The 18,919-nt window shown below is 64.4% G+C and carries 15 protein-coding genes; 9 read left to right on the forward strand and 6 right to left on the reverse strand.

Translation table 11 applies throughout. From position 1 onward, the window contains the following. Window positions 1-42: 42 nt before the first annotated feature. Entirely contained in the window at window positions 43-1,119 is a 1,077-nt protein-coding gene (locus GQB00_RS06765) for a TauD/TfdA family dioxygenase (protein WP_165855655.1), read from the reverse strand. Window positions 1,120-1,325: 206 nt separating this feature from the next. Between GQB00_RS06765 and GQB00_RS06770 the strand changes: the two genes are divergently transcribed. From GQB00_RS06770 to GQB00_RS06795, 6 genes are all read left to right on the forward strand, one after another. Continuing rightward, a complete protein-coding gene (locus GQB00_RS06770; protein WP_165855656.1) occupies window positions 1,326-2,327 on the forward strand; it encodes a PDR/VanB family oxidoreductase in 1,002 nt (333 codons plus the stop codon). A gap of 61 nt (window positions 2,328-2,388) precedes the next feature. Further along, window positions 2,389-3,462 (forward strand): acetamidase/formamidase family protein, encoded by a 1,074-nt coding sequence (locus GQB00_RS06775; protein WP_165855657.1) that lies wholly within the window; start codon window positions 2,389-2,391, stop codon window positions 3,460-3,462. A gap of 225 nt (window positions 3,463-3,687) precedes the next feature. Next, window positions 3,688-4,902, forward strand: coding sequence for an MFS transporter (locus tag GQB00_RS06780; RefSeq protein WP_165855658.1), 1,215 nt, complete (start codon window positions 3,688-3,690; stop codon window positions 4,900-4,902). Between the two features lie 315 nt (window positions 4,903-5,217). Then, window positions 5,218-7,173 carry a sensor histidine kinase gene (locus tag GQB00_RS06785; protein ID WP_165855659.1) on the forward strand — a complete coding sequence of 652 codons (1,956 nt, stop codon included), beginning with the start codon at window positions 5,218-5,220 and terminating at the stop codon, window positions 7,171-7,173. A 328-nt stretch (window positions 7,174-7,501) separates the two neighbouring features. Next, window positions 7,502-8,254, forward strand: a complete 753-nt coding sequence (locus GQB00_RS06790; protein WP_165855660.1) for a TVP38/TMEM64 family protein — start codon at window positions 7,502-7,504, stop codon at window positions 8,252-8,254. Then, window positions 8,251-10,500: a hypothetical protein gene (locus tag GQB00_RS06795; protein WP_165855661.1), complete on the forward strand. Its 2,250-nt coding sequence runs from the start codon at window positions 8,251-8,253 to the stop codon at window positions 10,498-10,500. Before GQB00_RS06790 ends, GQB00_RS06795 begins: the two co-directional genes overlap by 4 nt. A 48-nt stretch (window positions 10,501-10,548) precedes the next feature. Here GQB00_RS06795 and GQB00_RS06800 read toward each other — a convergent pair whose 3' ends face one another. The 3 genes from GQB00_RS06800 to GQB00_RS06810 all read right to left on the reverse strand — a co-directional run bounded on the left by GQB00_RS06800 (window position 10,549) and on the right by GQB00_RS06810 (window position 13,791). Beyond that, window positions 10,549-11,715, reverse strand: coding sequence for an NADH-dependent flavin oxidoreductase (locus GQB00_RS06800; protein WP_165855662.1), 1,167 nt, complete (start codon window positions 11,713-11,715; stop codon window positions 10,549-10,551). Between the two features lie 136 nt (window positions 11,716-11,851). Beyond that, complete coding sequence (locus tag GQB00_RS06805; RefSeq protein ID WP_204355739.1) at window positions 11,852-12,787, reverse strand: alpha/beta hydrolase; 936 nt, start codon at window positions 12,785-12,787, stop codon at window positions 11,852-11,854. 86 nt (window positions 12,788-12,873) lie between these two features. Further along, window positions 12,874-13,791 (reverse strand): alpha/beta hydrolase, encoded by a 918-nt coding sequence (locus tag GQB00_RS06810; protein ID WP_165855663.1) that lies wholly within the window; start codon window positions 13,789-13,791, stop codon window positions 12,874-12,876. 241 nt (window positions 13,792-14,032) lie between these two features. On the opposite strand from GQB00_RS06810, the gene GQB00_RS06815 reads away from it, so the two are divergent. Together GQB00_RS06815 and GQB00_RS06820 are read left to right on the forward strand one after the other, a co-directional pair. Continuing rightward, on the forward strand, window positions 14,033-14,965 hold the full coding sequence (locus GQB00_RS06815; protein WP_165855664.1) for an AraC family transcriptional regulator: 933 nt from the start codon (window positions 14,033-14,035) through the stop codon (window positions 14,963-14,965). Window position 14,966: 1 nt separating this feature from the next. Then, window positions 14,967-15,584, forward strand: a complete 618-nt coding sequence (locus GQB00_RS06820; RefSeq protein ID WP_165855665.1) for a flavodoxin family protein — start codon at window positions 14,967-14,969, stop codon at window positions 15,582-15,584. Window positions 15,585-15,610: 26 nt separating this feature from the next. On the opposite strand, the gene GQB00_RS06825 is transcribed toward GQB00_RS06820, so the two are convergent. Next, the gene (locus GQB00_RS06825) at window positions 15,611-16,861 is read right to left on the reverse strand and encodes a methyltransferase (protein ID WP_165855666.1); all 1,251 of its coding nucleotides are present in this window, start codon (window positions 16,859-16,861) and stop codon (window positions 15,611-15,613) included. Between the two features lie 300 nt (window positions 16,862-17,161). On the opposite strand from GQB00_RS06825, the gene GQB00_RS06830 reads away from it, so the two are divergent. After that, on the forward strand, window positions 17,162-18,196 hold the full coding sequence (locus GQB00_RS06830; protein WP_165855667.1) for an MBL fold metallo-hydrolase: 1,035 nt from the start codon (window positions 17,162-17,164) through the stop codon (window positions 18,194-18,196). A gap of 3 nt (window positions 18,197-18,199) precedes the next feature. On the opposite strand, the gene GQB00_RS06835 is transcribed toward GQB00_RS06830, so the two are convergent. Continuing rightward, the gene (locus GQB00_RS06835) at window positions 18,200-18,901 is read right to left on the reverse strand and encodes an FMN-dependent NADH-azoreductase (protein WP_165855668.1); all 702 of its coding nucleotides are present in this window, start codon (window positions 18,899-18,901) and stop codon (window positions 18,200-18,202) included. Between the last annotated feature and the right edge of the window lie 18 nt (window positions 18,902-18,919).

Raw genomic sequence — 18,919 nt, forward strand, 5'->3', positions numbered from 1 at the left:
CCTGCTTTTGGTTATGTGTCATCTGGAGTGAAAAAGGAGGAATCAGTCGTTCATGCGAGGCACCGCGGCCACCGCGATCCGGAAATTGCCCTGGCTGTCGGCGGTGCCGGCATCCCGGTGGATCGAGCGGTCCTGAACCACGTTCTTGCCAAAGCCGTCCACCATGGGCCGGGGCTCACGGTTCTTGAGCCACAGGCGCAGCAGATGGCGGCGGCGTTGCGGTTCCGGGTAATCGAGAAAGCCGGTGCGGGAGTGCAGCGCGGCGTGGTTGGACAGCCACTGGATATCACCGGGCCGGAAGTCCATCTCGATGGCCATGCCGGGCTCGTAGGTGATCTCGTCGAACAGTTCCAGCACTTCCACCTGCGCCTTGGTCAGGCGCGGGACCTCTGGATACTCCTGCGCGGTCAGCACATAGAGCGAACCGGCGTACATGCTGAACACCCCGTCGACGACGCTGATGATCGGCGACGTGTAGGTATTGACCGGGGCGTCGTGGTCCTGACGCTTCCAGTCCCAGTGGAACGGTTCCAGCAGCAGCGGCGCCAGGTCGGGACGCCGGCGCACGATCTCGTTGTAGATCTCGGCGCCGGACACCAGGCAGGACGCCCCGCCCTCGCGTGACGGACGCAGGCACATCAGCCCCACCACATCCGAGCTGTCGGAGTGGAACGGCAGCTTGTCGCGGATCTTGGCGGACAGGGCCGTGGGATCGTCCAGCGACTTGTCCGAGGTGGCGTACACGTGATCAATCACATCGCCCAGCTCGTTCTGACGCATGGGCTCGCCCAGGTGCAATCCGAGGATGTAATAGATCGCCGCGGACAGCGCGTCGGAGTAAAGGTGAGTGCGCAACCCGCGCACCAATACGAAGCCGTGGCCGCGCGACATGCGCTGTTTCCAGTCATCCACGGCGTCGGCGCAGGCCGTCAGCGGGTAGTCCTGCGGTTCGATCTGCCGCAGGTCGGGATTCTGCTCCACCAGCTGTGAGCCCAGCTGCTCCAGTTCGGCAATCTGTTCCTCGCTCAGCCGATAGATCCAGTCCTGTTTCCGGGACAGTTCGTCCCCCCGCCAGGCCGCCGGGCCGGTCACCGGCTCCAGGGTCGTCGCCTCCATCATCTTGCTCACCTCGAATGGTCAGTCAGTGGGTGTTGTCGCTAATGACTGTCTCAGGGAGGCGTGTTGGCGTTCTTGCCCGAAAGCGCATGAAAACTTGGCCGGCATCGGATGCACGGGCAATTACTTGTGCGCATCCAATCAAGACCTCGATCGGGCTCTGCAGGACACTCTGGGGCATGGAAGCAGAAATCAGGCGGGGCGAGAGCATGCAAGCAGTTGAGCGCAAGCAGGAAGCAACGGCAGGGAACGCGGACAGCCAGCGGACGCGGGTCATCGGCCGACGCATCGTCGCCAGCAACGTGGTGATGCTGGAATTGGTGCCGATCGACGGCACGCCGGTGGCGGCGTTTAGCGCCGGCGCCCACATCGAGCTGCTGCTGGAGGCGGGAGCACGGCAGTACTCCCTGTTCAACGCCCCCCATGAGCGCGACGTCTACCGCATTGCCGTACGCCGCGAAGAGGACGGACGCGGCGGCTCCGCGGAAGTGTTTGACCGGCTCGTGGAGGGCGACACGCTGTCGGTCCGCGGCCCATTCAACCACTTTTCAATGGCGGCGGACTCCGGTGAGGCCGTGCTGATTGCCGGCGGCATCGGCATCACGCCCATCCTGGCCATGGCGGAACAGTGCCGCACCGACGGCACGACGTTCGAACTGCACTATGCCGGCCGGGGCCGCCAGCACATGGCCTTCGCCGAGCAGCTGCTGGGCGACGACTGGCAAGCGCAGAGCCGACTCTACGCGCCGGACCTGGACGGCCCGGGTCAACTGGATGTGGCGCAGGTGATCCCCGAGCCCGCCGCTGGCAAGCACCTCTACGTGTGCGGCCCGGCCGGGCTGATCGAGGCCGTTCAAGTGGCGGCCAGGGACAAAGGCTGGCCCGAGTCACGGGTGCACTTCGAACGTTTCGGCGCAGATGCCCCGCAGCCGGCCGACGGCGATCAGCCCTTCGAACTGGAAATCGCCTCCAGCGGCCAGCGCATTGTTGTGGGCGCCCAGGAAACCGCGGCCGACGCCCTGGCGCGCGCTGGCGTGGTGATTCCCACTTCCTGCGGATCGGGGGTCTGCGGATCCTGCTGCACCCGCATCAAGGAAGGCACGCCAGACCACCGGGATCTGTATTTCAGCCCGGAAGAACAGGCCCGCGGCGACCAGTTCACGCCCTGCTGCTCGCGGGCCGTAACGGCGGTGCTGGTGCTCGACCTGTAACCCGCCCTGCCCCTTCACGCACCCGAAACCCCAATCGACAACACAGAAGAGAGATCACGCCATGAGCGAGAAAACCGTAAGTCCGCTTGGTCGCCCGAACCCCATGGCGGGCGAATTGCACACGCTAAGGGCCAACCCGGCCAACTGCCACTGGGGTTACTTTGACCCGGCTCTGGCCCCGGTACTGAAAGTCAAAAGCGGGGACATCATTCAGGCCGAAGCCATCACCCAGCACGCCGGCGACGCCCCGGAGCTGATGATGGACGACACCACCTGGGCCATCTTCAACGGGATTCCCGAAGAGGACCGCTACCCGGGCGTGCACATCATGACCGGTCCCATCTGGATCGAAGGCGCCAAACCCGGCGACATGCTGGAAGTGCGTTACCTGTCCATGACCCCGCGTACCCAGTACGGCGCTAACCTGGCCGCCAACTGGGGCCAGCTCTATCAGGAGTTCGACGAAACCGAGCGGGTCACCATCTACCAGCTCGACCAGAACTCGATGAACGCCCGCGCCCTCTACGCCTATGACGTCAAGGAGAAATACACCACGCCCGGGCGCGTCACCCGCTGCCCCGAGTGCGACCGGCATCAGGCGCTCAACGGCGTGCGCGTGCCCATGCGTCCGCACCTGGGCACCGCCGGCGTGGCGCCGGACGTCCCCGGCCGCATGAGCACCATCCCGCCGGGGCTGCACGGCGGCAACATCGACAACTGGCGAATCGGCGCGGGCTCCACCATGTACTATCCCATCGCCGTGGACGGCGCGCTCTTCTCCATCGGCGACCCGCACGTATCGCAGGGCGACGGTGAGATCAGCGGCACCGCCATAGAGTCGTCCCTGGATGTGATGTTCCAGGTCATCCTGCGCAAGGATTTCTTTTTCCCGTCGCCGCTGCTGGAGGCGCCGGATTGCTGGATCGTCCACGGTTTCGACGAGGACCTTAACCAGGCCGCGCGCAATGCCTCCATCGATACCATCGAACTGCTGACCGAGCACCAGGGGCTGTCCCGCAATGACGCCTACTCGCTGATCAGCGTGGCCGGCGACCTGGGCATCACCCAGGTGGTCGACACCCGGCAGGGGGCACACATCCGCATCCCGCGCAACATCCTGCCACCGCGTGAATGATCCCGAGCGCCTGCCCAAGCCTGGTCCGTCCTTCCTGTCGGGCCAGGCCGTTTCCCGTCTCCCGGGGCACTCTGTGACATCGGGGGCGGCATTCGCAAAACCGCTTATAGGTCGCAAGCTTCCTTTCTGGGATAATCGGAACTCTCACTCTTGCCCAAGGCGCTGCGTTCAACGCGCTGGTCCGGGCCCTCGTTCTCAAGCAAGCACTTAACGGATAGGGATGCCATGACGGCTCAGACACCCTCGCACGGGTTTTCAAAATTCAAGGTCCTGCTGATTGAATTCGCCCTGGCCATGGGAGGATTCGGCATCGGCACCGGTGAGTTCGCCATCATGGGCCTGATGCCCAACATGTCCGCTGACCTGGGCATCACCGAACCCCAGGTGGGCCACCTGATCAGCGCCTACGCGCTGGGCGTGGTGGTCGGTGCGCCGCTGCTGGCGATCCTCGGCGCACGGCTGTTCCGGCGGCATCTGCTGATCCTGCTGATGGCGTTCTACACCCTGGGCAACATCGCCAGTGCCCTGGCGCCGACCTACGAGTCGCTGATGATCTTCCGCTTCATCGCCGGCCTGCCCCACGGTGCCTACTTCGGGGTCGCCGCGCTGGTGGCCGCCTCCCTGGTGCCCGCCAACCAGCGGGCCAAGGCGGTGAGCCGCGTGATGATGGGGCTGACCCTGGCGCTGCTGATCGGTAACCCGCTGGCCACCATGCTGGGCCAGTCGCTGAACTGGCGCTATGCCTACTACTTCGTGAGCATCGTCGCCGCGCTGACCGCCATTCTGGTGTTCTTCTTCCTGCCGCTGAACCGGGACGAGCAGCGCAACAGCCCGCTGCACGAGGTGCGGGCCTTCCGCGGTGCCCAGCTCTGGTACGCGCTGGCCATCGGCGCGGTCGGGTTTGCCGGCATGTTCTGTGTATTCAGCTACCTCGCGCCGACGCTGCTGAACGTCACCGGCGTCGACGAAAACTGGATCCCCATCGCCCTGGCGGTGTTCGGCCTGGGCGGGTTCGTCGGCAACATCCTGGGGGGCTGGCTGTTCGACCGCCTGCAGTTCCGCAGCGTGGGCTGGTTGCTGATCTGGAGCGCCGGCGTCCTGATGATCTTCCCGACGGCCACAGCATCGATCTGGACGCTGCTGGCGGTCTGCTTCATGGTGGCGCTGATGTCCGCACTCGGCCCGGCCCTGCAGACCCGGCTGATGGACGTGGCCGACGAGGCCCAGACCCTGGCCGCCGCCTCCCACCACGCCGCATTCAACGTGGCCAACGCCCTTGGCCCCTGGCTGGGCGGGCTGGCGATCACCGCCGGCCTGGGCTGGCAGTCCACTGGCTACGTGGGCGCCGGCGCGGCAGTGGCCGGCCTGATGATCTTCCTGATGGCCTGGCGCCAGGAGAACAGCGTCACGCCGGTGGCGGCCGAAGCCGGTGATGCCTGACGCGCTCGCCTGCCGTCCAGCGACGCCGCGCTCCTCTGCGGAGCGCGGCCATATTTCACATTGACCACGGTTCGAATCGTCTACACTGGATACAGGTAAGCGGCCACAGGGAGTCGGTCGCTACCCGGCAGGCGTCGCCCTGACGCCCTGCTCGATCAGTGCAGGCCCGTCTCCCGGGCCATCCGGCGATGGAACCGATCATGCTCACGGACAGACGCACTCCCCGCGCAACCAGCGCCGGGCAACTCCCGAGGGGACCGACAAGCACGTCCCTGGTCCAGACCGGGTCGCCACCCGCCAGTCGGGTAGAGCACCATGGCGACTAACAGTCAGGAGACCGTCGGCCATTTCAGGCTGATTCCAGACGTGTCCGAGGCACCCGCCGGAGGTGAGGGGCTGTCCGCCCACCTGACCCGGCACCGGCTGTTCTACCAGATCTGGCTGAGCGTCAGCGCGCTGATCCTGCTGGCGGCGATCTTTGGTTACCAGACGCTGGTGCAGCTACGCCTCGACCCGATTACCACCCAACAGACAGCTACCCTGGACAGCATGCATCGCGAGCTGACCCGGGAGCTGGGCTACCTGCAGCGGGTACCGAGACTGATTCGCGCCCATCCCGACGTCGGTGCCGCCCTCAGCCGCAATGCGCCGGTCGACCGGGACAGGCTGGAGCAGGCGTTCATCTACTTACAGCAACTCTCGCCACTGATCTCCCAACTGCGCTGGATCGATGCCAACGGCCAGGAACAGGCTCGCGTCAACTTTGGCCCTGACGGCGCCCAACCGGCGCCGGATAACCGGCTGCAAGGCAAGGCGCATCGCACCTATGTCCAGGAAACACTGCAGTTGGACGAGCAGTCGGTCTACCTGTCCCCCATCAATCTCAATGTTGAAAACCAGCTGATCGTGCGCCCCTTCGAGCCGACCCTGCGCGCGGCCATACGCACCGGCAGCAACCAGGGGATGTACAGCGGTCTGCTGGTCGCCAACGTGAACCTCGCGCCGCTTCTGGATGACATCCGCCGTCACAACAACGCGACGAGCCAGGTGCAATTACTGGACGAGCGCGGTTACTGGCTGGTTCACGGGGACCCAGGCCGGGAATGGGGGCACGTGCTGGGTCGCAACAACCTGTCCCTGAACCAGGCGATGCCTGAGCTGTGGCAGCAAATCAGCGGGCGGGAGCGGCTATCCGGCGTGATCGTCGACGGCAACCTGTGGTCAGCCCGCAGCGTGGCCATCAATACCGGCAGCGGTACGCCGGAACGGCGGCTGATTGCCCTGACCGGCACACGGGGTTACCTGGCAGGGCGTATCGCCACCACCACAGGGTTGATGGTTGCAGCAACGGCGCTGTTGCTCTCGGCCGTGACCGGTGCCCTGGCCATGCGCCTGTCCGACAGCCTGAGGGCGCAGGCCAACCTCGGCCACCAGTTGCAGCAGGACAAGACCGAACTGAACGACGCCTACAACCAGCTGCTACAGGCCCACAAGGAAACCCAGTACCTGCAGGATGAAGTGGTGGAAGCCCGCAAACTGTCGTCCCTGGGGACGCTGGTCAGCGGTGTGGCCCACGAGCTGGGCCTGCCGGCGGGCAACGCGCTGATCACGATCGACAACGTACGCAACCAGCAACTGGACCTGCTGGAGCGGCTCGCCAGCGGCGCCCGGAACCCCGATGAACTGGACCGGATGATCAGCGCCAGCACCGACGGCCTGGAGCGCGCCCAGTCCGACTTGCGACAGGTGGTCGAGCGCGTCAGCAGCTTCAAGCGCCTCGCCGTCGACCGCTCCCGGGAATCCCTGCAACTGTTCCGGCTGGCCGGGCGACTGGAGGATCTGGTACGCACCATGGAAGCCCAACTGAACGGCCGCAACATAACGCTGGAGCTGCAGGTACCCGCTGACCTGACCTTGCGCTCCTTTCCCGGCCTGATTTCACAACTGGTGCAGAACCTGATCGAAAACGCCGTCACCCACGCGTTCACTAACCAGACCAGCGGCCATGTGCTGGTCTGGGCCCGGCCCCTGGACTCTGAGATGTTTCAGTTGGAAGTGCGCGACAACGGCAGCGGCATTCCGCCCCACATCCGGACCTGCCTGTTCGACCCGTTCGTGACCTCCGCCCGGGATCAGGGCCACGCCGGGCTCGGCCTCTACCAGATCCACCAGTGGGTGACGCTGATCCTGCACGGCCGCGTGAGCATCGATTCCACTGCGGGCAACGGGACCCGCGTGACCCTCTCGCTGCCGGTGTACCTGTCCCGCTGAATCGGGCCGGGCCATGCATTTCCGCCCCTTGCCGAAGCGGGGCCAGCACCGACACCCCGAGGATGCGGTAGCCCCTGTTGCGATTCCCTCCGATCCACCCTATGGCCCCCGATCCAGACTCTCTCAGCCAGCATGGCGCATTGCCATCCTGTAAGTTGGCTTGAGGGTTGCGCGTTGCTGCACCACATTTAAGGGGAGCGTCCAACCCGCGTGGTGGCAACCGCCGCCGGGATCGATAACGCCGCCGCCGAACGGAACACGCGCGACCGGGCGGCTGTCAGACTCTGAAACCAATGATCAGCGAACTGCGAGGAGGTCGTCCCCTGCCATGGAACAGACCGAGCTGGATCGCCGTGCCGGCTGGCTGCGCTCCCCTGTCATGGGCATCGTGGCCAGTATCCTGTCGGTCACCATCATACTGGCGGTGCTTTACGCCTTCGGCATCCACCACCAGGTCGTGGACCTGCTGCGCTGGTTCGACGCCCAGGGCGCCTGGGCGCCGTTGCTGTTTATCCTGATCATGGTGCTGGTGATGGTGCTGCTGTTGCCCGGCGTGCTCTTCACCACCGGCGCGGGGTTCGTGTTCGGTGTGGTGGAAGGCACCCTCTATGTGGTCATCGGCACGGTGCTGGGCGGTTCGCTGGCGTTCTTCATCGCCCGCCACTTCTTCGGCGAGAAAGCGCGCCGGTACGTGATGGCCCGCTCCCACCTGCAACTGATGAGCGAGGAAATGACGCCCCACGACTGGAAGATCGTGCTGCTGACACGGTTGATCCCGTTCTTTCCCAGCAAGATCTCCAACTTTTTCTTCGGCCTGACCAACTTCTCCTTCCGCGGCTTCTTCGTCGGCAGCCTGATTGGCTATATCCCGTTTTCTCTCCACAATGTCTACCTGGGGTCCATCGCCGCCGACCTGACCACCCTGGGCGTGCGTGAGAGCGCCCGTTCGCCGCTGGAATGGACCATCTACGGCGCCGGTTTCGTCGGTACCGTGGTGGCGGTGATTTTCCTCAACCGGCTGGCCCGGCGCGCCCTCGCCCGTTACACGCGCAAGGAGGACATCGTGGAGGATTCAACATGAGCTGGATGAAATGGCTGCCCTGGCGTTTTATCGTCCGCTACGTCGCCCGTAAGCACGACTTCCTCGACCCCATCAGCCTGCTGGCCCGGCTGCACAGCTTCGCCCAGCCATCGGAGGTGGGCGAACCCATCGAACTGCTGCGGGCGGGCGTCGTGTTCCACGCCCGAGGACTGATCAACAGCCGGGTCATCCAACACAATCTGGACTGGGTCTGGCCCTACTGGATCGAGCGCCAGTTCGACCCCACAGACCCGTCGTTCATTCCCCGCGCTTTCTCGATCACCCACATCAACCTGAGCCACCGCAACTGGACCGCCATCGGCCATCCGGATTGCGACGAGTTGCCCATCGTCGACCCGCGCGGCCTGCTGACGCCCTTCTTCGACAGTTGGTCGCTGGACGGCTGGCTGTTGTCCAGCAACGGGCGCTGCCTGCTGCCTTCCCGGGCCCCGGAAGCGCGCCAGCGCCAGGTGCTGCACGACGACGGCGTACGCATCGTCACCGAATCCGCCCAGGACGGCCTGGCCCTGACCACCACCTGCTGGGTGGAGCTCGAGGACGGCATTCCGGTGTGCAAGATGCGCCTGGACGCCCACGCCGAAGTGGACGCCTCACTGGTGCTGTCCCTGCGCCCCAGCAACCCGGAAGGCATCAGCTTTATCCACGAGGCGCACCTGTCCGACGACGGCCACAGCTGGACCGTGGACGGCAAACACCGGGTCGACTTCAGCGAGCCGGCCCAGCGGCATTATGTCTCCGACTACCACAACGGCGACGTCCATATCCATCTGATGGACCGCCAGGAGCAGACCCGCGCCGTGTGCGATGTGGGCATGGTCACCACCGCCGCCCTGTTCCCCGTTGAAGGCGGGCGCATCACCTCCATTACCGCGCGCATTCCCCTGGCCCGCAAAGCCCCCACACCGGCGCTGCCGGACAGCTGGGCCAACGAACTGTCCGGCACTGCCCGACTGCAATGCCCGGACAGCCGCTACCAGTTCCTCTACGATGCGGCGGTGGCGTCGCTGGTGCTGCACTCGCCGGACGACGTCTACCCCGGCCCGTTCACCTACAAGCGCTTCTGGTTCCGGGACGCCGCCTTCATCATCAATGCCCTGCTCAACATCGGCCTGACGCAACGTGCCGAGCGGGCCCTCTCGCGCTTTCCGGAGCGACAGACCACGCTGGGTTACTTCCGCTCCCAGGAAGGGGAATGGGACTCCAACGGCGAGGCCCTGTGGATCATGCGCCGCTTCCTGGAAGTCACCGGCCGGCCCCTGCCCAGGAACTGGGTCGGCCCCGTCAAACGCGGTGCCCGCTGGATCGTGCGCAAGCGACTCAAGGATACGCTGGAAGCGCCCCACGCGGGCCTGCTGCCGGCGGGTTTCAGTGCCGAGCACCTGGGGCCCAACGACTATTACTACTGGGACGATTTCTGGGGCATTGCCGGTCTGGAGGCCGCCTGCAGCCTGCTGCGCCACGAAGCGCCGGACGACAGCGCCGACTTCCGGCGCGAGGCGGACAACTTCGCCCGTGCCGTCGACCGCAGCCTGGAGAAATGCCAGCGCCGCCTGGGTCGGCTGGCCATGCCCGCCTCGCCCTATCGTCGCCTGGACGCGGGTGCCATCGGCTCCCTGGCACTGGGCTACCCCACCCAGCTGTGCGCACCGGACGACCCGCGCCTGCTGGACGGCGCCGACTTCCTGATCGAGCGCTGCTTCGTCAAAGGCGCCTTCAACCAGGACATGATCCACTCCGGCCTCAACGCCTACCTCACCCTGCACGTGGCGCAGGTGCTGTTGCGCGCCGGCGACCCGCGCCACGTGGAGCTGATGGATGCGGTGGCGGAACTGGCCTCCCCCACCGGGCAATGGCCGGAAGCCATCCACCCGGCCACCCTGGGCGGTTGTATGGGGGATGGCCACCACGTATGGGCGTCAGCGGAGTGGGTGCTGATGATCCGCAACTGCTTTGTGCGCGAAGAGGACGACGTGCTGGTACTGTGCGCCGGCATTCCCGAACGCTGGCTGGACCAGGACCAGCCCATCCGCTTTGGCCCGGCACCGACCGCCTTCGGCCCCATCAGCCTGTGCATCCGCCCGGCCGCCGACGGCGCCCATCGCGTGGAGTGGCAGGCGGACTGGTTCAGCGAAGCCCCCACGCTGGACCTGCAACTGCCGGGTTGCGAGGCCACCATCGTGCCAGACGGGGACAGCGCCGTGACGCTGAGGCCGTTGTATGCGTGACGGTCTATCCAGGCGGCAGGTTATCGTCCCGGACGACGCGGGTCGACGCTAAGCGGAAACCCCGTCGTCCTTTATGGGAAACCAGCCGTTCTTCGCGGCGATCACCTTCCTGAGGTTGTCCGGGATACCGATACGCCGGAGCTCGTCGCGCGGCATTTCCGTGCGAATCCGGTCCTGCCGCCCCTGCTCCGCCAACGACACCCAGTCCGCGTTCATGACCAGACCCTTGCCAACGGCAATCAGGAGCAACCCGAGGTCCAGGGCCCGGGAGGCCTGTTCCGGCGTGCGCAATCCCCCGGCCGCCATTACCGGGATCCGTCCATTCACGCGCTCGATAAACTGCTCGACGGTGAGCACACCGTCTGAAGCGTGTCCGGGTTGGTCCTCAAGTAAGTTCGACAGCGACACATGCAAGTAATCCACCCGGCTGTCCGCCAGACGGTCAGCCAGTGCCAGCGTCTCTTCCATGCGCAGGCCGCCCGGGTCGGATTCCTCGGGCGAAAGTCGGTAACCGACCAGAAACGGCTGATTCGCGTGCCTGTCAATTACTCGATTGACCTCCTCAACCAATGCCAACGGGAACCGCATGCGGTTTTCCAACGATCCCCCCCAACTGTCCTGCCGACGGTTGTAGCGCGGCGACAGGAAATTCTGGATCAGGAAACCGTGAGCCCCGTGCAATTCGATGCCATCAAAGCCCGCTTCGATCGCCCGGCGCGTGGCTAGACCGAATGCTTCAATCATGTCTGCGATGTCTCGGCCGCTCAGTGCCCGCGGAGCACGCTCACCGCTGTTGAACGGCCCCGGACTGGCCTTTACCTGACTGGCGCTGACCAGGTCACCATCGGCAATCAACTCAGGCACCGCCTTATTACCAGCGTGGAATATTTGCAGGATCGCCTTACCCCCGCCACTTTTCGCAGATTCGGCAAGATGACGCAGGCTTGGGATAAAGCAATCACTGTGGGCGGCAAATTCGTTCTGAAAGCCAATGCCATTCTCCGTAACGTGGGTGCAACCCGTGATGATCATTCCCGCTCCTTTACTGCGGCGCCGATAGTAGGCCAGCTCCTGATGGGATACCGTGCCATCCCGGTTGCCGGACCAGGTGGTCATGGGCGCCATGACAATCCGGTTGCGCAGTTCGACGCCCTTGGCGAACGCGAAAGGCTCGAACAGATGGGTCAACGGAGTGGATGTTGCTTCAATGGACATAAGGACCCCAAGTAGACCGCCCCCGGCATGGGCAAGGCGGCGTGTTTGATATCAGCAAGCGATGTATCGATGGATGGATTCGGGGATACCCCGGTAGCGAGTCCGCTTACCGGGGCGTTGCGGCGGTGCCCGGCGACTACAGCCGGTCCCTGAAGAACGGGATCACCCGTGACAGGGCCATCTCCACCGGCTCGGGCTGGTCGTACAGGTCGTAGTGGGAATAACCTTCCGCCACCACGATGTGCTTATCCGTGGATGCGGCGCGGCCGTATATCTCCCAGCCATCACGATAAGCACCGAATCCACCCGGCTTGTCGCCGATAACCACCATCAGCGGCTGGGTGAGCAGGACCTCGGCGTTGGTGAACGCGTCCCATCCCATCGCTGCGCTGTTGAACGAGAACAGGCCGCTGGTGGCGCCATTAGGCTGCTGACCGCGCTGCGTCTTGTAGTAGTCAGTCGCTTCCAGCACGTCGATGTCGGTGATCCCCGCCTGGCGGCCTTCCTCAACCGACCCCGGCAGGTAGTTGATGACGTTACGCTCGGCCCCCTGTGCCTCCGCGGTGCGTTGCTGGCCCATGGCCTCCAGTGCGGCGACCGGGTTGAACTCGCTGAACCCTTCCCGGATCAGACGGCCGAAGTTGACGCCCGTGATCGAGGCCAGGGCCTTGATGCGGTGATCGGTGATTCCCGCGTGAATGGTGTAGGCCCCACCCCCACAGACGCCGATCGCGCCGATCCGGTTCTCGTCCACGTAGGGCAGCGTGACCAGGTAGTCGATGGCAAAGCGAATGTCGGACACGCGAATTGACGGGTCTTCGACAAAGCGAGGGGAACCGCCGCTTTCACCCTGAAAGCTGGCATCGAAAGCGAGCGCTACATAACCCGCTTGCGCCAGGGCTGCGGCGTAGACATTGCCCGATGTCTGCTCCTTGCAGCTGCCGATCGGATGGGTGCTGACGATGGCCGGATAGCGCCGGCTCTCATCAAAATCCGGCGGCAAGTACAGATCCGCAGCCGATTCCCATCCCAGGTTCTGGTAGGTGACACTCATGACGTTGCTGGTGCTCATTGGATGGCCTCTGTGTTAAGCGTTTGTCTACGTGGAGATGCTGGACAGTCCGGGGCCGCGCCATGGGACCCGACTCCCGGTACCCATTACTTGAGTGTGCGTTCGAAAAAGGGCGACAGGACGGACACCGCCTCGTCGACAAAAGGGGTCTTGTCATACAGCGACATGTGGTTGGCGCCTTCCACCACGTGAAAGCTCTTGTCGACACTGGCAGCGCGCGCATACAGGTCGTCGCTCATCCACTTGCTGCCGGCATCACTGCCCGCCACGATCTGCAGCGGCTGGGTCAGGAAGGCCTCGGCCTTGTGGTAGGCGTCATAGCTAATGATCTGATTCAGGCTGCGGGCGGTGGCATAGCCGGGCGCGGTCGGATACTGGCAGCGATCGGTGTGGTAATACTCCCAAGCCTCGCGCAGCTCTTCGTTGGGCGCGTCCTCTTCCCGCATCGGCGCCAGGGGAATGGTCGCAATCTCGCCACCGGCGGCGTCGGCCGTCCGCGCGTCCGACCCCGCCTGGAGAGCAGGCAGCGCGTCCGCATCCTGGATGTCGTTTTCCCAGCCGTTGCGGAACATCTGGCCGATGTTCACGGCACTCACCGTGCCTACGGCCTTAATGCGGCGGTCGTTGATCGCCGCGTTGGCGGTGTAGCCGGCACCGGCACAGATGCCCATGGCACCGATCCGATCGTTATCGATGTAGGGGAGCGTGGTCAGGTAGTCGATGACAGCACTCACGTCCTCGGTACGGATGTACGGGTTCTCCAACTGACGCGGTTCGCCAGTGCTCTCACCTTGATAGGAAGCATCGAAGGCAATGGCCACCAGGCCGGATTCGGCGAGCTTGCGGGCGTACAGACCGGCGGTCTGCTCCTTCACGCCGCCGCCGGGGTGCGATACGACGACGGCGGGATAAACCTGGCTTTCGTCAAAGCCGCCTGGAAAGTTCATGACGGCCGACAGGGTAATGTTCTGGCCGTTATGGGTCGGAATACTGATCTTGTGCATGAGCGCTTCTCCCGTCTGGACTGTTGGCGTTGCAAACATAACCGGGAATACCCGCCCTCCCGGACGGGGTGCGGGACAGCTCCCGATTCGTTTGACAGACCCAGTATCCGCCAGACAAAAGACGGAAACTTGCTATTTGCGCCTATATTTTTGCCCAAAACGATGAACTGACTTCTTTACCGGCAATAGATCTCATAGCGGGCGTTATACTCAAGGACGTGAAAAAACACCGGGGAATCCGATGATTGACGACGTAAGAAACCATGCTTCGAGTGCAACGGCCGCGCTGAAATCACTCGAGCAACGACTGCTGAAAATAGCCGGAACCGCCGGTGACTTCTCGACGCTGGTGCCGGCGCTGTCTATCCACCGCCGAGACGCCGTTACCGACCCCGTCCCCTGTATCTACGAGCTGGGTCTGACCGTCACGGTGACGGGCGCGAAGAAGGTGCTCGTCGGCACCGAGGTGTTCGACAACAACCCGGGGCAAGGTCTTCTGGCCTCGGTGGATCTGCCGGTTGTGTCCTATGTGACACGGGCCAGCGACGCCGATCCTTACCTGGGTCTGGTCATACGACTGGATTCGAGCCTGGTGCTGAAAGTGGCTGCGGGCCTTTCCATCGGCCGGGCGCCGCGCAACATAGGGTTTGCTGCCCTGTCGCAGGACCGCCTGGACAGCGGCCTGCTCGGTACCGTCGACCGTCTGGTCGCGTTGACCGACGAACCCAAACTCGCCGCCAGTGTGGCGCCGCTGATCGAACAGGAGATCATCGCCCGACTCCTGCTTAGCCCGCACGGCCCCCTGTTCATGAAGCTCAATGCCAGCGATTCACCCAGCCGTCATGTCGCCCAGACCATGGCCTGGCTCAAGCAGCATTTCATGGAGTCGATCAGCATTGAGGCCCTGGCGGACATAGCCCACATGAGCCCTTCAACCTTTCGCCAGCACTTCAAGGCCGTAACGGGCCTGAGCCCCCTGAAATACCTCAAGCAGCTGCGGCTTCAGGAGGCCCGGCAACTCATGCTCAACCAGCATGTGGACGCCGGGGCAGCCGGACTGCAGGTGGGCTACGAAAGCGTGTCCCAGTTCAGCCGTGAGTACGCCCGACTGTTCGGCGAACCACCGCTGCGGGACATCAGGAGACTGCGCACCGTAGAGACCGGGGCGGGATGACATGGCTATATTGAAATGGCTTCTGGTTTCACTTGCAGTGGCCGCCGTTCTGGCGGCTCTGGTGCCCATCGTCGTCACACAGATCGAGTATTACCAGGCACGCGAGAACCGCCAGCACCTGGATTCGCGGCCGGTTTCAGACGGGGCTGCACGGAGCGCCGTTATCGTCTTCTCCCGCTCAGGCAATACCGCCGTGCTGGGCCAACACATTGCCAGAAAGGAGAACGCGGACTATTTCCGGCTGGAAGCGAGCGCCTACAAACTGGGCCTGATGGGATGGATTCACGCCATGCGGGATGCTCGTAGCAGCGAGGCAGTCATTACCCCGCAAACCGTCGACCTGTCAGGTTACGACACCGTTTACCTGGGCTCGCCGATCTGGCTCTATAGCCCGGCCCCACCCATCTGGGCCTTCGTCGACCGGAATCGCTTTGACGGCCAGCATGTGGTGCTTTTCAACACCTTCAACAGCAACTTCGAGCCAGGCTACATCGACGCCTTCCGGCAAAATGTTCTCGACCGCGGAGCTCGATCCTTCGAACACCGCTTCGTGAAACGCGGTCGTATGGGGCAACAGCTATCCATCGATGAGATGATAGAGGCATTCGACCAACTGTAAATCGGCCGTTGCGCCGAGCGGCCGACTTACCCCATCACATGAAACGCCCACCCATACAACAGCACCAGGCACAGTGCGACGGTCGCCAGGTTGGTGACGCCGTGGTTCTTGCGGAAAGCCTGTGGGTTCCAGTATCGCAACCGCTCACTGTCGAGGTTGGCCAGGCGAGGCAGGAAGCGCGGCACCCGTTGGCAGTAGTCGCGATAGGCCTCGCCGAACACCTCCGGCAACAGCGCCTCTTCCCGCTCGACCCGCGTCACCGCATAGAAGTAATAGATCACGGCGGTCAGCCCCAGTAGCCACGGATTGCCGGTCATCAGCACCACACCGATGATCAGCAGGAAGCGGGTCAGGTACTGCGGATTGCGCACCAGACTGTAAGGACCGCGATCCGCCAGAGTTTTCTGCGTATCGATGCAGGCGAAGCACCAGGCCTGCAACAGGGCACCTACCGTGGCCACCGTGGCGCCCGGCCAGAACCAGGCGGCGCTGATCTGGCTCATCACCAGGGCCAGAAACGCTATCCCCAGCGGCAACCGGGCCTTGCGGAACCCCCGGCGCAGGGTCGGGTTGTGGAAGAAACCTCGCACTGATCGAATCATCCGGCTACCCCAGTGTTTCGGTTTGAGATGATGGCGGTGGTAATGCGTGGCCAGGTATTCGGCGCGCCCGGCATCGAACGAGTCCGGAGCCAGTTTCGCCCAGCTCTTGTAGACGCGGCTGCGGTCAATCCGCTGCAGTCGTTCAGCCAGACGGGACGGCAGTCGCTCGGTAAACACGCAGGAGCCGAAATCGATCAGGCGGGGTTCGCCGGTGTCGTCGCTGACCAGGATATTGCGGGTGTTTCCCAGGTCCATGTGCACCACGCCACGACCGTGCATCTGGTCGACCGCCGCCTCCAGCTGCGGGAAGAAATCCGGCGGCAGGGGCGCTTTGTCCTCGCGGTACTGGCGCAGGGTGGACCCGGCCACGAAGCGGTAGCACAGGGCGTCCCGGTCCAGCCGGAAGGCCTCCGCGGGCATTCCCGGCAACCCGGTCAGCCGATGCATGGCGCGATGTTCACGGGACAACAGCCAGCGCCCCCAGAGGAATTTACTGATCCGGTTGGCGGCGACATCCTTGATCACCCAGTCGCGACCGGCCAGAAGCCCCCGGCTGACATGGGCCTGGCCGCAGCGGCTGCGGTAGAGAGGTTGGGTTCGATAGGGAACGACATCCCGACGGGCGAACGGGGCTTCGCCGCCGGTCAGCTCGGTCCAGTGCAGGTGTTTGTCCATGGCGTCACAGTGACTCCCAGATTGACCTCCGGGGAGACGGCATCAAGCTCGCCCCGACTGCGCGGGTGCATGGCACATTGAAAGGTGGACTCCGGTCATCGATGACGACACAGAGCCGGGCACGACATCAGTATAGAAGTCGTCCGGCGAGGGAGCCAAGGTTGCATCCCTGGCGGTTTGTTCGCACTCTTTGTTCTTTCATACACTTCGTTCTGTTCGCACTCATGTTGCCACGCGCCGACGCACGGCCGACGGCCGCTGCGCCAGGGCAACCACAGGTGTTCTCAAAGGAGACCGTGCATGACCGTTGATCGACAGCACCTGGCCCGGCTGGCCGAAAACCAGCCCCGTTCCGGCGGACGGTTCCGCAACCTGGAACCCACCGTGGCGCACGGCCTGGGAGACTTCCTGCGCTGGCAGCTGGCACCGGGGCGCCGGTTCCCCAAGGGGCGTCGCTACACCCTGTTGTCGCCGGACGCCGGCAAGCTCGCGCACCCACCGGCCCAGCCCCAACTGACCTGGCTGGGCCACGCTTCCTTCCTGTTCCAGTATGAAGGGCTCAATGTGCTGACCGATCCAGTGCTGTCGGACCGGGCCAGCCCGTTTGCCTTCGTCGGCCCCAGGCGCTATACGCCGCCGGCGCTGAGCGTGGAGCAGATGCCAACGATCCACCGCGTGCTGATTTCCCACAACCACTACGATCACCTGGACGAGGCCACGGTGCGCCGCCTGCACCGGCGCTTCGGCGACGATCTGTGCTTCTGCATTCCCCGGGGCCTGCGGCGCTGGTTCGAGAAACGTGGCATCCGCAACATTGTGGAGCTGGGCTGGTGGCAGTCACAGGCGCTTTCCGCCAGCGAAGAGGTGTTCTTCCTGCCCACCCAGCACTTCAGTGGCCGCGGCGCGCGGGATGGCAACACCACCCTCTGGGGCAGCTGGCTGCTGGAGATCGACGGCTATCGTCTCTATTTCGGCGGTGATACCGGCTACGGCACGGTTTTCCAACAGATTGGCGAACTGTTCGCGCCCATCGATCTGGCCCTGCTACCCATCGGCGCCTACGACCCGCGCTGGTTCATGTCGCCGGTCCACGTCGATCCCGAAGAGGCGGTTCGCATTCACCGGGACATCGGCGCGCGTCAGTCCGTGGCCATGCACTGGGGTACGTTCGTGCTGACCGACGAGCCCATGGATGAACCGCCCCGGCGCCTGCACCAGGCCCTGGCGGACCAGGGCGTCGCCGAGGCGGATTTCCGGATCATGCAGCACGGCGAAACACGCGCGTTCCCGATGCAGGATTCCGCCGCCGACCCGCTGGCCGACGGCGCCGCCTGAGTTCTACGCCGTGGCATCGGCGACGGCCGGCGCGTGGTCGCGCAGCAGTTCCCGCACCCGTGCGTCGACCCAGTCCTCCGCCGCCCGGATGGACGCTGCCAGCAACTCGCCGCCGGCTTCCTGATACTCGATGGCGGTGTTCTGCACGTCGGTCAGCCCGATGAAATCGAACGCCGTGCGCACGCTGCTTTCCAGATGGTTCATGTGGGCGAACCGACCGCCTGGATCCTGCTGGTGACCACCACGGGATGAAAGCAGGATGACCTTGCGCGGCCTGTCGGCCAGCAGCGGGGTGAAGGGCTCGTCGTGGTTATCCGGGTCGAAATCGACGGTGCGCCTCACTCTTACGATGTTGTCGATCCACGCCTTGAAGGCCGAGGGCATGCTGAAGTTGTACAGCGGCACGCCAAGCACCAGAACGTCCGCAGCGATCACTTCGTCGATCAGGGCATCGCTTTCCGCCAGCACGTCGTCCATCCAGGGCTGGTACGCTTCCGGCGAGGCAAAGGCGGCTTCAATCCATTCGCCGGACACCGGCGTCGGCGGCTCGGCGCCCACGTCACGGTAGGTCACGACGTCCTGCGGCCGGGCGGCGAGCCACCGGGACACGAAACGGTGGGTCAGGCGGCGTGAGTGGGAGCCATGTTCGTGGGTGCCGGAACGGCCGGGACGGGCACTGGCGTCGAGATGTAGAATGCGGGTCATGACGGTCTCCTGTTGATG

Source organism: Marinobacter sp. JSM 1782161 (assembly GCF_011421605.1).
In the GTDB taxonomy this organism is placed as follows: domain Bacteria; phylum Pseudomonadota; class Gammaproteobacteria; order Pseudomonadales; family Oleiphilaceae; genus Marinobacter_A; species Marinobacter_A bohaiensis.